Below are 13,808 nucleotides of genomic sequence, written 5' to 3' on the forward strand. Positions count from 1 at the left end.
GGCAAAACGCGATGCAAAATCCTAAAGCTGCCATAACCGCCGCGCCGCTCCAGACGCCGCCGATGCCTCCGCGCCTGGGCGAAGAGATTCTGTGCGTCAAGGACGTGTGCCGGGGGTTCAACAAGACTCAAGGTGAGTTGCTCGTCCTCGACGATGTGAACCTGTCGCTGCGCGAAGGTGAGATCGTCGGCATGCTGGGCCGTTCGGGATCCGGCAAGTCGACGCTGTTGCGTATCATCGCCGGCCTGATCGAGCCGACCGACGGCGATGTGACCTATATGAGCAAGCCGCTCGACGGCCCGGCGAAGGGCGTCGCGATGGTGTTCCAGACCTTCGCGCTGTTCCCGTGGCTGACCGTGCTGCAGAACGTGGAAGCGGGCCTCGAAGCGCAAGGCGTCGCCGCGCGCGAGCGCCGCGAACGCGCGCTGGCCGCGATCGACCTGATCGGTCTCGACGGTTTTGAAAACGCGTATCCGCGCGAGTTGTCGGGCGGCATGCGTCAGCGCGTCGGCTTTGCGCGCGCGCTGGTGGTCGACCCCACGCTGCTGCTGATGGACGAGCCGTTTTCCGCCCTCGACGTGCTGACCGCCGAAACGCTGCGTACCGACCTGCTCGACCTGTGGACGCAAGGCCGCATGCCGATCAAATCGGTGCTGATCGTCACGCACAACATCGAGGAAGCGGTGTTCATGTGCGATCGCATTCTGGTGCTGTCGTCGAATCCGGGCCGCGTGATCGCCGAGATCAAGGTGCCGTTCAAGCATCCGCGCAACCGGCTGGATCCGGCGTTCCGCCGTCTGGTCGACGAGATCTACGCAAAGATGACCGCGCGCCAGACCGACGAAGCGACCAAGAAAGGGCTCGAACTCGGCAGCTGGCTGCCGCATGTGTCGACCAACCTGATGGCCGGTCTGATCGAAACGCTCGCCGCCGCGCCGTACCACGGCCGCGCCGACATGCCGGAAATCGCCCGCTCGCTGCATCTGGAGGTGGACGATCTGTTCCCGGTCGCGGAAGTGCTGCAGCACCTGGGTTTCGCCGACGTGCGCGAAGGCGATATTTTCTTGACGCCGCCGGCGCGCGTGTTCGCCGAGTTCGGTACGCAGGAGCGCAAGATGATGTTCGCCGAGCATCTGCTGCGGCACGTGCCGCTTGCCGCGCGAATCAAGAAGGTGCTGAACGAACGGCCGGGGCATCGGGCGCCGCGTGTGCGCTTCGAGCAGGAACTGGAGGATTTTCTGTCGGACAGCGCCGCGGAAGAGACGCTCGACGCAGTGATCAACTGGGGCCGTTATGGCGAGATATTCTCGTACAACGACCAGACGGAAATTTTCAGCCTGGAAGACGTGGAGTCTTAAGTTCGTTGGAGACGATTACGACGCTTCAAGCAAAAAGCGGCAGGGGAGACCCTGCCGTTTTTTTATTGCAGATTGCCCCAGCGTTCGACCGCCGGTTCCGCGGACGCCCACTTCCAGCCTTTGTCCTGCTGGCACGCGCTGCCGGTGTACCAGGCTTCGTGCGCGTTCGGGCCGTCGCCGTCCTGGACCGAAAACACGAATTCCTTGCATAGCGCGAGCGCCGAACCGAATGCACGGGTCACACGCACCTTGCCGTGGCCGTTCTCGATCGGTAGCGTGTGCTTGACCGCCCAGGGCCGCGTCTCGCCGACCGGCATCGCGCCCGCCAGGGCGGCGATCATGTTCTGCTGATCGGTGTGCAGGGTGCGCACATAGCGGCCGATGGCTTCGTCGGTGGCGGCCTGCACGGCGATGCCGACGCCGATGCCCACGGCCGGATTGGTGGTCACGAGACCCGAGGCGACGCCGGCCGCCGCGCCGCTCGCCGCACCGACCGACGAGCAGCCGCTCGTCAGCAGACCGGCGCCGATGCACAGCGCACCGGCCAGCGCGAGCCGCAGGCGGTCGCCGGAAAGCACAGGAGGGACCGAGCGAGGAATCAAACGCGGAATCAAATGGAGAATCAGACGCGGGACCGAACGCGAAAGCGCCTTCATTGCAGCGCGCCCCAGCGTTCGGTGGCGGGTTCGGCCGACGCCCATTTCCAGTTGTCGCCGTCGCGGCAGATCGATGCGACATAGAACGCGCTGCTCGCGGGCACATTTTTGGTGGCGGTCTGATCGACCGAGAAGACGATTTCCTTGCAGTCGAGCGCGCCGCTGCTGATCGTGCGGCTGACGGTGACGCGGCCATGTTCGTCGTCTTCGATCGGCATGGAGTGGGTCACGCTCCACGGCGCGACGGCGCCGACTTCGAGCGGCCCGGCGATTTTCGCGATGCCGTCCTGGGTATTCTTGTGGACCACGCGCTCCGAGTACTGCACGCCGGCGCGGGCTGCGGCCACTGCGCCGAGACCGATGCCGGTGGCAACCGCCGCATTGTTGGTGACCTTCGCCGCGAGCGCGGCGCCCGCGATACCGGCGCCGGCAGTGGCGCCTTCCGAGTAGAGCGAACCACAGCCGCTCAACGCCGACGAGATCGCAATCGCCAGCGCGACAAGCGCCGTTGCATTTGAGTATCCGCGTTTGGCCGTTGGTTTTGCCCGGTCGGCCCACACTATATTTTTTTGCATTTCCCTGTCTCTGCTTCTGCCGGCGCCCTTCATTTACGCTCAAAGCGAGTTGGTGAACGAACAGCACGCCGATTCCATCGTTGCGACACGCGCTGCCGCATTTTGCAGGATGCTATTTGTAATTGGCAGAGGGAAAGTGCAAGCAATTGCAAAAGATGATGCGGGTCAAATCGGTTTCTGTTGAACGGATGCCGATTTGCCTGGTGATGCGAAGGGATTGCAGGCGCGATTGCAAGCGCGTGGAAATGAGCGCGGATGTGGACTGCGGACACGCGCTCACGCGAACCTGGCGCGCGAGCGGGATGGCACAGCTTATTGTTCGATTTCTTCTTCCGCGGCTTCGTCGCCGCCGTAGGCGCTCAAGCGGTTGTACAGCGTTTTCAGGCTGACGCCGAGTGCCTTGGCCGCACGCCGTTTGTCGCCGCCGCAATATTTCAGCGTGCCGAGAATGATCTGCCTTTGCGCATCGGCGAGCGGCGTTCCGATCCACACGCTCATTGCATTGCCCTGTGTGACGGGCTTTTTCACACGCGACGCGAGATGCGGATGCGGCAGCTCGACCGTCTTCTCCGCGAGAATGAATGCGCGATAGACGGCGTTCTTCAACTCACGCACGTTGCCCGGCCACGACCACGTGCGCAGCGTTTCGATCGCCCGTTTGCTGAAGCTCTTGTGCGTGCTTTCCTGCTGGTTCAGCAAGGCGAGGAAGTGTTGCGCGAGCAGTTCGCGATCGCCTTCGCGCTCGCGCAGCGGCGGCGCGCGCAACGGAAAAACGGCGAGACGGTACATGAGATCTTCGCGCAGGCCGTTTTCCTTGACGGCCACCGCGGGGTCGCGATTGGTTGCGGCGATCACGCGCACGTCGCCGTGAATCGGTTCGCTGCCGCCGACCCGATAGAACGTGCCGGTCTCGAGCGCGCGCAGCAGCTTGACCTGGCGGACCGGCGCCATCTCGGTGATTTCGTCGAGGAACAGCGTGCCGCCGTTCGCATGTTCGAAGTAGCCGACGCGGCCCTGGACCGCGCCCGTGAAACTGCCTTTCTCGTGGCCGAATAATTCGGCTTCGATCAGCTCATCGGGAATCGCGCCGCAGTTGACCGCGACGAACGGTGCTTCCTTGCGGCTGCTTTGATCGTGAATCGTGCGGGCGATCAACTCCTTGCCGGTGCCCGATTCGCCGATGATCAGCGCGGTTGCGTCGGTGCTGGCGACGCGCGCGATCTGCTCGTACAGCTCCTGCATCACCGGCGACGAGCCGTACAGCAGCCCATACGATTTCAGTCCCGCGATGCCGTCCGCGACGCGCTGCTTCGCCTGTTCCGAAGCATGGCCGCCGGCGGAGACGGTGGGCGAGTCCAGATCGGTTGACGCCATAAACGGGGAGTCCTGGGCAAATGTAGTTCGTTGTTGCGGCGCGCAGGCCTATAACGAGAAGGTGACCCGCAAGATCAATATCTCACAAAAGACGATTTAACCACTTCGACGGCGTTTGCGGCAATCGGCGTCACGGCTGGCGAAATACATCGGTGAACGGTCGGTCGAAAGTGCCGGAATGGGCGAAACCGCGGCTCACGAACGGCAAATTTACCGGGAACGATATTTGCCGTTGGCACCCGACACGCATCTGTTTCCGACCTATTGCGCCGGCTATGGACGCTGTCTGACGACTCGCCGGAAACAATTCGCGAACGCAGAACTCAGACATGGGAGTGAATGATGGCTGACACCACGCAACAGCTTGCACTCGGCGGGCAGAAGATCGTCCAGGATCTGCAAGTGCTGCTGAAGGACTCGGAGGAAATGCTGCGGCTCGCCGCCAACGTACCGGGCGAAGGCGTCAGCGCGCTGCGCGATCGTCTCGGAACGCATGTCGAGAGTTTGCAGTCGGCGCTCGGCGACGCGCAACAGAGCGCGCAGCGGCGCTATCGGGCCGCGACCGTCAACGCCGAGCGATACGTGCGGCACAACCCTTGGCAGTCGGTCGGCATCGCAGCGGGGGTGGGTTTCCTGATCGGCGTTCTGGCCGCGCGCTGAGGCGCAGCCATTCCGTGCCGACCCGCTTCACAACGAGCTTCACGACGAAAAGGAGTTCACGATGGCACGACCTAAAATTGGCATTTTTGGCGCGCTGATGGTTGTCGGCGGTTGGCTGGTCCTGCGCTATGTGCAGAAAAACCGTGCTTCGCAGGTTCCGGCGGCGCGCGAATTGAGCCGCTGGGAGGGTGAGGGCGGCATGGTGGCCACCCCGCCTACCCCGGCCGGCAGTGTCGAGATGGAGAGCGTCAACCCGGCCACCCATGGCGCGAATGGCTCGGAGCATCCGGGCGGCAACGGCAGCGCATGGCCGTTTCCGCGCAGCTGAACGCCGCTGCTTTAACCGCATCGCCAGGGCACCGCAGTTTGCCGTGCGATGGCCGGATGCGTTGCTGTTTTGTCTCGATAACGCCGTATAATAGGCAAATACACAACAATGACGTGTTAAACCCACCGGTTTCTCCAGATATTGTTGCGATATTGAATTAAGTCGAAGGCCCGGCGCTTTTGCCATAAAGTTTGCGTGTGCTCACATTCGGGCGCATCGCAGCCAGGCTAAAGGTTGCCGGCCGGCTTTTTTAGCATGCGGGTCAGCATGTTTCCCCATTCACGCTTTCGGGCTTTCGAGACGCGATGCCACACGTACTGATTGTCGATGACGATGCCGGTACCCGCGAGGCGCTTTCCACCATCATCGGGGAAGACGGCCTCACCACCGCCACCGCGGGTGATTTGCGCGAAGCGCGTATTCAACTGGTCCGGCAGATGCCGGACGTCGTGTTTACCGACCTGAAGCTGCCCGATGGCAGCGGCGTCGATCTGTTCGAAGACCTCGATCCGCGTTCGGGCGTCGAGGTGATCGTGATTACCGGCCACGCTACGGTGGAGTCGGCGGTGAACGCGCTGAAGATGGGCGCGACCGACTACCTGGTGAAGCCGATCAACATGCAGCGCGTGAAGGCGATCCTGTCGCGCCTGCCGCGCCCCGGCGACCTCAAGGCGGAAATCGGCACGCTGCGCGGCGAGTTGCGCCGCATGGGCCGCTTCGGTCTGATGCTCGGCAATTCGCCGGCCATGCAGGAGGTGTACGACCAGATCGGCCGCGTCGCGCCGACGGCGGCCTCGGTGATGCTCGTGGGCGAGTCGGGCACGGGCAAGGAGGTCGCCGCGCAGACACTGCACCAGCTCAGCCTGCGACGTAAGCATGCGTTCCTCGCAGTGAACTGCGGCGCGATTTCGCCGAACCTGATCGAGTCGGAAATGTTCGGCCACGAGCGTGGCTCGTTCACCGGCGCGGACCGGCAGCACAAGGGTTATTTCGAACGCGCGAACGGCGGCACGCTGTTTCTCGACGAAATCACCGAAATGCCGATCGAGTTGCAGGTCAAGCTGCTGCGCGTGCTGGAAACCGGCATGTTCATGCGGGTCGGCACGACCAGGGAAATCGAAACCGACGTGCGCCTGATCGCCGCGACCAATCGCGATCCGGAGCAGGCCGTGCTGGAAGGCAAGCTGCGTCTGGATCTGTACCATCGCCTGAACGTGTTCCCGATCAGCCTGCCGCCGTTGCGCGACCGGGGCAAGGACGTGGAGCTGCTTGCCCAGTCCTTCCTCGACGAACTCAATGAGCATCACAGCACGAAGAAGCATTTCCCCGCCGCGGTGAAGGAGATGCTGTTGTCTTACCCTTGGCCGGGCAACGTGCGCGAGTTGAAGAACTACGTGCAGCGCGCGCACATCATGTCGGGTGCCGATTCGGACAGCACGGCAACGGTGCCGTTGCAGATCACGTTATCCAAGCCCGCGGCCGGCACGTCGATCATGATTCCGTTCGGCACGTCGCTCGCCGAAGCGGATCGTCAGCTGATTCTCGCGACCCTCGAACAATGCGGCGGCGTGAAAACGCGCGCGGCTGAGATTCTCGGCATCAGTCTGAAGACGCTGTACAACCGTCTGGTCGATTACGGCAACGACGCGCGTGAAGAAGGCGACGCCGCCGCGGACGAATCGCGCGCCTTGGGCGGCGCCGACGCGTAAAGCGCCACACCCGACGCGTCACGGCCCGACGCGTCACGCTCGCGAGCGACGTGCGCGCCATCTCGCGAGGAGCGCGTCGATTTCGGCACAGCCCTTGCTGCGATTCAATCGAACGCGAAAACGAGGATCACCGACATGCCGGAATATGCTGCCGCTCCTGTGCTTCCCGCGCTTGCTCTTGCGAAGCACGCTCACCGTCCCGAGCCGGTCGAACCGCCGTTTACTCCTGACGAGCCCGACACGCCCCCCACGCCGACTCCAGATCCGCTCGAACCGGTTGCTCCGCCGATCGGCGATCCGCCGCCGCAACCGACTCAAACGCCGCAAGCCGGCGGGCTGCGGCAGCAACGCGTGCAACTCTGACCGGCTTTGTGCGCGACGCCACATACCGGCGCAGCGATTTTATGTACTTGTTACAAAGCCGGCGCATCTTTTACCGGCAATTTACCTTCGTGACCCCTAGACTATATTGATGCCGCCTTGTTTCGGCGGCGGCCTTCCGCTGGAGGCAGCGATCATGAGACATCCCGCACTGCGACGTTCCGCGCGCCACTCGAAGCGCGATTCCCGGCCGTCCAGCAACAATAGTGTTCCGCCGGTGACGCCGGATCCGGCCGCGCAGAACCGCGTCGCGCCGAACGCCCCGCCAGACGGCGAGCACAATCAGGGCGGCGTGCGTCCGGAAGGGCTGGAATATCAGCGCGATCTAGGCTCGGAACAGGACGCTTGAACCACGCCTGACGCGAGCGGTTGCAGGCTTCTGGGGTCGTCATACAAAGCAGAAAAAATTTCTTCGCGGTGCTGCGGCGTCGCGCGTTTTTGCTCGCCCTTCACATTTTCATACATTTTTATTTCTGCTGTCTCATAAAACGGCACGCGACTTGCATGCACCTGCCTGGCACATATCCATATGCAACGAAACAACTGACTGAGGTGGAGCACCAATGAGCAGACTGATCGTGGTATCGAATCGTGTCGCGCCGACCCAGGAAGGGCGTCCCGCAGCGGGCGGGCTCGCGATCGGCGTGCTGGACGCGCTGAAGGAAACCGGCGGAGTCTGGTTCGGCTGGAGCGGCGAGACGGTGGCTGAACCGTCCGATCCGGTGATCGAAAAGCAGCGCAATGTCACCTACGCGACGGTGGGTCTCACCAAGCGCGACTATGACCAGTACTACCGCGGCTTTTCGAACGCGACACTGTGGCCGACGTTCCACTATCGCAATGACCTGTCGCGTTACGACCGGCAGGAATACGCAGGCTATCAGCGCGTCAACGCGACGCTCGCAAGGCAGCTCAAGGAGCTGCTGAAGCCTGACGACATCATCTGGGTGCACGATTATCACCTGCTGCCGTTCGCGCGCTGCCTGCGCGATCTCGGCGTGAAGAATCCAATCGGCTTCTTCCTGCATATTCCGTTTCCAGTGGCCGAAGTGCTGCGGACGATTCCGCCGCACGAAGAGTTGCTCAAGGCCATGTGCAGCTACGACGTGGTCGGTTTCCAGACCGAGGCGGACCGCCAGTCGTTCGTCGACTATATCGAGCGCGGCCAGCATGGGAGTTCGAGCGAAGACGGCATGGTGCACGCCTATAACCGCTTCCTCAAAGTCGGCGCTTACCCGATCGGCATCTATCCCGATGCGATCGCCAAGGCCGCGGAGCAGTTCACCGACCGCAAGCCGGTGCGCAGCCTGCGCGACGGCATGCGCGGGCGCAAGCTGATCATGAGCGTCGATCGGCTCGATTATTCGAAGGGGCTGGTGGAGCGCTTCCAGGCATTCGAGCGCTTGCTGCTGAATGCGCCTGGTTGGCACGGGCGCGTGTCGCTGGTGCAGATCGCGCCGCCGACTCGCGCCGACGTGCAGACCTATCAGCGGATTCGTCAGACGCTCGAGGGCGAGGCGGGGCGCATCAACGGCCGTTTCGCGCAACTCGACTGGACGCCGATCCAGTACCTGAACCGCAAGTACGAGCGCAATCTGTTGATGGCGCTGTTCCGTCAATCGCAGGTCGGCTATGTGACGCCACTGCGCGACGGGATGAATCTGGTCGCCAAGGAATACGTCGCCTCGCAGGATCCGGCCGATCCGGGCGTGCTGGTGCTGTCGCAATTCGCGGGTGCGGCCGAGCAATTGCCGGGCGCGCTGGTCGTCAATCCGTTCGACCTGTCGCAGATGGCCGAGGCGCTGGAGCGCGCGCTGTCGATGCCGCTCGCCGAGCGGCAGGCGCGTCACGCCGACATGATGGCGCCAATGCGCGAGAACAATCTGTCGGTCTGGCGCGATACCTTCCTCGCCGACTTGCGCAATGTCGCGACGGCTTCTTCCGTGACGGCCAAGGCGGTAAAGCTCGCTGACGTGACGGCGACGTAGCCGGATCGAGGGCGGCCGCGCGGGTTTTCTAAAGCACGTGTGCCGGTCACGTCACTCACGCGCGCTGCACGACCCGTAACGTGCTGACCACGGCGGCGACGGCCGAGAAGCACGCGGCGACATACAACGCGACGATCGGCCCGTGCTGCGGCGCGACGCCGAAGATCAGCGCGACCAGCGCCGCGCCGAGCGTCTGTCCTGTCAGCCGCGCGGTGCCGAGCATGCCGCTCGCGCCGCCGCTGCGTTCACGCGGCGCGGCCGACAGTATGGTCCGGTTGTTTGGCGACTGGAAAATGCCGAAGCCCGCGCCGCACAGCGCCATGCGCCACGCGATCTGCATTGGCTCGGGGTGCGCGCCGAGCGTGGCGAGCAGCAGCAGGCCCGCGGTCAGCGCAACGAGTCCGATGCCGCCGAGCCAGCCCGCCGACACCTTGTCCGACAGCACGCCCGACAACGGCGCCGCAACCACGATCACGAGCGGCCACGGCGTCATCAGCAAACCGGTTTGCACTTGCGACAAACCCAGCGTGTCCTGCAACAGAAACGGCAGCGAGACGAACGCCAGCATCTGCGCGCAGAACGAACAGACCGACGTGCCGATCGACAGCGCAAACACCGGAATCCTCAGCAAATCGATCGGCAGCAGCGGGGCGGCCTGCGTCAACTGTCGGCGCACGAAGAAGTAGCCGATCACGAGTGCGCCGAGCGCTTCGAACGCGACGTAGCCGAGCCGCTCGCCGTGACCCAGGCCGTCGACGGCGAAGATCAGCAGGCCGAACACGAACGCGTTCATCACCGCGCTCAGGTAGTCGTATGGCGAATCGTGGCCGGGGTTCAGCGGCAGCGCCTTGAATCCGCCGACGATCGCCGCGATGCCGATCGGCACATTGATCGCGAACAGCCACGGCCACGAGGCGACGGCGAGCACGCCGGAGGCGACCGTCGGCCCGACCGCGGACGATATGGCGACCACCATCGCGTTGATCGCGACGCCGCGCCCGAGCTGCGTGGGCGGATAGATCATGCGCACGAGTGCCGTGTTGACGCTCATGATGCCCGCCGCGCCGAAGCCCTGGACCACGCGCGCGAGCGCGAGCGTCGGCAGCGATGTGGACAGCGCGCAACCGAGCGAGGAGACGGTGAACAGGATCAGCCCGGACAGATAGACGCGCCGGTAGCCGATGCGGTCGCCGAGCGACGCGAGCGGCAGCAGCGAGATCGTGATCGCGAGCTGGTACGCGTTGATGACCCAGATCGAGCCGGCCGCGCTCGCATGCAGATTGCGCGCGATGGTGGGGAGGGCCACGTTGGCGATCGCGCTGTCGAGCACCGCCAGCGTGAGAGCGAGCGCGATAACCAGCATCGCCCAGTAGCGTTGCGGAACCGGCAAGCCCTGCTCGGCGGGCTCCGTTGGCAATGCGTCGGCGGCGGGAGTCTCTGCGGCGGCGGCCGGAAGTGAACCGTCCGTGCGGGATGGTTGTGCGTGCATCGTTCTTTTGAATTGTCGGGGGCGGCTCTTCGGTCACGGGATGAGCCACGCGCGCCGCTTGCCGCGTCGGAATGCACAACGGCGGCAGCGATGATGCCGGTACTGAAAAGGCATACCGGCATCGCGTCTCACGCGTTATTTGAGTTCGTACAGACCGGTATGCGTGGTCGAGTCGATTTCGTTCAGATGCGTCATGAAGCGCGCGACCGCGTTAGTGGTCTCCGCGGTGATCGGCAGATGCGGCACTTTCAGTGCGTGCAGGCGGAAGATGTAGCGATGCGTTCTGTCGCCGCGCGGCGGTGCGGCGCCGCCGAAGCCGACCGTGCCGTAGTCGTTGCGCACTTGCAGCGCGCCATGCGGCAGCAACGAGCCGTCTGCCTTGCCGGCGTTGCGCGACAGCGAGCGGGCGTCGGCCGGAATGTTGACGACGACCCAGTGCCAGAAGCCGCTGCCGGTTGGCGCGTCGGGATCGTGGACCGTGAGTGCGAAGCTTTGAGTGTCGGCCGGCGGCGCCTCCCACTGCAGCGCGGGCGAGATGTTCCCGCCTTCGCCGTCGACGCCGAATGCCTTGTCATCGAATTCGTGGTCTTTCGGCATGAAGCCATTGGTGGGGAACTCGTCGGACCAGAGACGGAAATCAGCCATCGTATGCCTCCCTTCAAGGATGGTTCTGGAGATGGCCGGGGCGCGGTTTCATGCTGCCGACGTAGTGCCGGATCGACCCGCAAAAAATGCCCCGGGTGAGCCAATCGAGTGTATCACCAGCGGCTTTCGGATTCGCGTGAGCGGGTCAGGCTACAAGCGGCTTTCAGCCGCGTTCCTCGAAGCTCGGCGCGTCGCTGCGCAACCACTCCACGAGCCGCTGCAACACACCCTCGATATCGCGATTGGCGCCGCGCAACGCGCACTCCCACACCACCGCGACGCGCCAGCCGCTCGCGAGCAAGGCTTGCTGGACCTTGTCGTCGTTGCTGCGGTTGCGGTCGATCTTGTCGCGCCAGAACTCGGGCCGGGTTTGCGGCCACTTGAACAGATGGCAGTCGTGGCCGTGCCAGAAACAGCCGTGCACCAGCACGACGGCGCGGTAGCGCGGCAGCACGATGTCCGGGCGGCCCGGCAGATCGCGGGCGTTGAGCCGGAAGCGAAAACCCTGACCGTGCAGCAGGCTGCGGATCAGGATTTCGGGTTTCGTATTGCGGCCGCGGATGCCGGACATCATCCGGCTGCGCGTCGCACTATCGACGATATCGACCATCGTAAGAGACTCGGGTAGCTGTCCTCGATAGCTTAGGCGTACAGCGAGAGGGTTTGAGTCGAACCACGGTGATGGCGTGTCCCCTCGGCGAGCAGGGTTTGCACATGCGGCAGCATGATGCGCGCGACTTCCCGCATCACCGGCATCACGACGCTGTTGCCGAACTGGCGGTAAGCCTGAGTGTCGCTGACGGGAATCCGGAACGTGTCGGGAAAACCCATCAGCCGCGCGCACTCGCGTGGCGTGAGACGCCGCGGGCGCGACTGCTCGCCCTGATAGACCAGAATCTCGCTGCCGTCCTTGTGATAGCGCGCCGACAGCGTGCGCGCGACGCTGTCCGGATAGGCCATGCCGAAGCCGAAGCCGTTACCCGCCGCGCGATGTTTCGCCGCGTAGTTTTGCAGATAGGTCCAGAGGTTCGGGGTAAGCGTGTACTTCGGTTGAACGCGCCGGTTGGCGTGGTCGAAGAAACGGTCGTGATCCCAGGGCAAGTCCGGTTCGCTGCCGTCGGTGCGGTGCAGGATCGAGCTCAGACGCGGGCCGTGTTCCGGCAGATGCAGATCGTCCCATGAGAAGGAAGTCTTGCCGCGAAAGCCGACGATGATGATCCGCTCGCGATGCTGCGGCGTGAAATGCTGGCCGTCGACCACCCGGTAGTGCACCTCGTAGCCGAGTTCGTCGCGCAAGGTTTGCAGGATCACGTCGAAGGTGCGGCCCTTGTCGTGCGAGAGCAGATTTTTCACGTTCTCCAGCAGGAACGCGGCGGGGCGCTTCGCCGCGATGATTCGCGCGACGTCGAAAAACAGCGTGCCTTGTGTCGTGCACTCGAAACCGTGCGGCCGGCCGAGCGCGTTTTTCTTGCTGACGCCCGCGATTGAAAACGGCTGGCACGGGAAGCCGCCGAGCAGCACGTCGTGGCCCGGCACCTCTTCGGCGGGGAACGAGACGATGTCGCCGATCAGCGCGTGATCGGCGCCGGCCGGGTAGTTCTCGCAATACGTCCTGGTGGAAAAATCGTTCCACTCGCTCGTGAAGACACAGGCGCCGCCGTGCGCTTCGAAACCCATGCGAATGCCGCCGATACCGGCGAACAGATCGATGAAGCGGAAGCTGGCGTCACCGTCGGCCGCGCCGGCCCCGGCTCGAGCGCCGGTGTGCAGCAGATCGCGCAAGGCCGGTTCGAGCATGGCCGGACACGGTGTTTCGCCTTTCTCCCAGCGGCGCACCGTCTTGATGTCTTTGCCGACGTGCGCGGCGATTTCGCGTTGAGTGAAGCGGGCGCGCGCCTGCTTGAGCAGTTCGAGCGGTGCGGCGAGGGTCACGGGCGTCCTTGCTGGGAATTTTTGCGGACATTATGACCTAAGGTCGTCCCATTTTTCCTGTTTTTGCGGACGATGGGCAGAAAATATTCGACGTCGACGGGCGAGTTTTGGGGGATAGGCAAATGTCACAATTGGCCGTGTAGGCTTACGTCGTGACGCGAATTCCCCGCGTTGCGACGTGTTGTGGCCGCGGCTTCGTTCGCGGCCTTTTTTATGCGCTGGAAGTGCTCGTTGTTGTTGCTGGCCGCGAGCCGCGCTCGCCTGGGAGTAACCCGGGTTCGGCGCCGCGCACCGCGCTCTGCCCTTAGACTTGGCGCATCCAACAGGAGGTGCGCCATGACACCCGAAAAAGTGCTTTCGATGTTCGAACGACAGTACCTGGAAGGCAAAGCGCCCGTCGATCTCGAAGCCACCTGCGCGAGCTTCGCCACCTGGCTGGCGGCCGCGTGGGAACAGCTCGACGGCGAGCAGAAGACGCTCTTGATGACCGTCGGTGCGGCCTTGTGGCGCGAAGGATATGACCTGCGTGCCGGCACCGCGACCAAGGATTTGTGGTGAACCTTTGAGCGGAGCGTCGCGTGGCCACACTCGCAGTGGGGTGTTGCGAGCGGCGCCGCACGCGTTGTGCTGAGTCGGTTTATATTTGGCGGTCCCGCTTTCGGGGCCAGCTGTTCAGCCCGCGGTTCAGCCCCATTGCCAATTTCCGATTTCCA

15 protein-coding genes are annotated in these 13,808 nt (G+C 63.9%); 8 read left to right on the forward strand and 7 right to left on the reverse strand.

The window, feature by feature from the left end; translation table 11 throughout:
* Positions 1-11 precede the first annotated feature (11 nt).
* Positions 12-1,358, forward strand: coding sequence for an ABC transporter ATP-binding protein (locus AC07WT_RS04975; RefSeq protein ID WP_494946261.1), 1,347 nt, complete (start codon positions 12-14; stop codon positions 1,356-1,358).
* Between the two features lie 62 nt (positions 1,359-1,420).
* Here AC07WT_RS04975 and AC07WT_RS04980 read toward each other — a convergent pair whose 3' ends face one another.
* The 3 genes from AC07WT_RS04980 to AC07WT_RS04990 all read right to left on the reverse strand — a co-directional run bounded on the left by AC07WT_RS04980 (position 1,421) and on the right by AC07WT_RS04990 (position 3,963).
* On the reverse strand, positions 1,421-1,936 hold the full coding sequence (locus tag AC07WT_RS04980; RefSeq protein WP_494946262.1) for a hypothetical protein: 516 nt from the start codon (positions 1,934-1,936) through the stop codon (positions 1,421-1,423).
* A gap of 74 nt (positions 1,937-2,010) precedes the next feature.
* The gene (locus AC07WT_RS04985) at positions 2,011-2,589 is read right to left on the reverse strand and encodes a hypothetical protein (RefSeq protein WP_492594048.1); all 579 of its coding nucleotides are present in this window, start codon (positions 2,587-2,589) and stop codon (positions 2,011-2,013) included.
* Between the two features lie 312 nt (positions 2,590-2,901).
* Positions 2,902-3,963 carry a sigma-54 interaction domain-containing protein gene (locus AC07WT_RS04990; RefSeq protein ID WP_494946263.1) on the reverse strand — a complete coding sequence of 354 codons (1,062 nt, stop codon included), beginning with the start codon at positions 3,961-3,963 and terminating at the stop codon, positions 2,902-2,904.
* A gap of 342 nt (positions 3,964-4,305) precedes the next feature.
* Between AC07WT_RS04990 and AC07WT_RS04995 the strand changes: the two genes are divergently transcribed.
* From AC07WT_RS04995 to otsA, 6 genes are all read left to right on the forward strand, one after another.
* On the forward strand, positions 4,306-4,623 hold the full coding sequence (locus tag AC07WT_RS04995) for an ElaB/YgaM/YqjD family protein (RefSeq protein ID WP_494946264.1): 318 nt from the start codon (positions 4,306-4,308) through the stop codon (positions 4,621-4,623).
* A gap of 61 nt (positions 4,624-4,684) precedes the next feature.
* Positions 4,685-4,951 (forward strand): hypothetical protein, encoded by a 267-nt coding sequence (locus AC07WT_RS05000; RefSeq protein ID WP_494946265.1) that lies wholly within the window; start codon positions 4,685-4,687, stop codon positions 4,949-4,951.
* A gap of 305 nt (positions 4,952-5,256) precedes the next feature.
* A complete protein-coding gene (locus AC07WT_RS05005) occupies positions 5,257-6,660 on the forward strand; it encodes a sigma-54-dependent transcriptional regulator (RefSeq protein WP_494946266.1) in 1,404 nt (467 codons plus the stop codon).
* 135 nt (positions 6,661-6,795) lie between these two features.
* The gene (locus tag AC07WT_RS05010; protein ID WP_492594043.1) at positions 6,796-7,023 is read left to right on the forward strand and encodes a hypothetical protein; all 228 of its coding nucleotides are present in this window, start codon (positions 6,796-6,798) and stop codon (positions 7,021-7,023) included.
* A 154-nt stretch (positions 7,024-7,177) separates the two neighbouring features.
* Complete coding sequence (locus AC07WT_RS05015) at positions 7,178-7,390, forward strand: hypothetical protein (RefSeq protein WP_494946267.1); 213 nt, start codon at positions 7,178-7,180, stop codon at positions 7,388-7,390.
* Positions 7,391-7,604: 214 nt separating this feature from the next.
* On the forward strand, positions 7,605-9,029 hold the full coding sequence (otsA, locus tag AC07WT_RS05020; protein ID WP_492594041.1) for an alpha,alpha-trehalose-phosphate synthase (UDP-forming): 1,425 nt from the start codon (positions 7,605-7,607) through the stop codon (positions 9,027-9,029).
* Positions 9,030-9,084: 55 nt separating this feature from the next.
* Here otsA and AC07WT_RS05025 read toward each other — a convergent pair whose 3' ends face one another.
* The 4 genes from AC07WT_RS05025 to dcm form a co-directional block, all read right to left on the reverse strand.
* Entirely contained in the window at positions 9,085-10,518 is a 1,434-nt protein-coding gene (locus tag AC07WT_RS05025; RefSeq protein ID WP_492594040.1) for an MFS transporter, read from the reverse strand.
* Positions 10,519-10,653: 135 nt separating this feature from the next.
* Positions 10,654-11,163, reverse strand: coding sequence for a YbhB/YbcL family Raf kinase inhibitor-like protein (locus tag AC07WT_RS05030; protein WP_494946268.1), 510 nt, complete (start codon positions 11,161-11,163; stop codon positions 10,654-10,656).
* A gap of 163 nt (positions 11,164-11,326) precedes the next feature.
* Positions 11,327-11,773 (reverse strand): very short patch repair endonuclease, encoded by a 447-nt coding sequence (locus AC07WT_RS05035; protein WP_494946269.1) that lies wholly within the window; start codon positions 11,771-11,773, stop codon positions 11,327-11,329.
* A gap of 32 nt (positions 11,774-11,805) precedes the next feature.
* Positions 11,806-13,095, reverse strand: coding sequence for a DNA (cytosine-5-)-methyltransferase (gene dcm / locus AC07WT_RS05040; protein WP_494946270.1), 1,290 nt, complete (start codon positions 13,093-13,095; stop codon positions 11,806-11,808).
* 336 nt (positions 13,096-13,431) lie between these two features.
* On the opposite strand from dcm, the gene AC07WT_RS05045 reads away from it, so the two are divergent.
* Complete coding sequence (locus AC07WT_RS05045; RefSeq protein ID WP_494946271.1) at positions 13,432-13,653, forward strand: hypothetical protein; 222 nt, start codon at positions 13,432-13,434, stop codon at positions 13,651-13,653.
* Positions 13,654-13,808 lie beyond the last annotated feature (155 nt).

The organism is Paraburkholderia sp. GW821-FHT02A12, assembly GCF_059422005.1.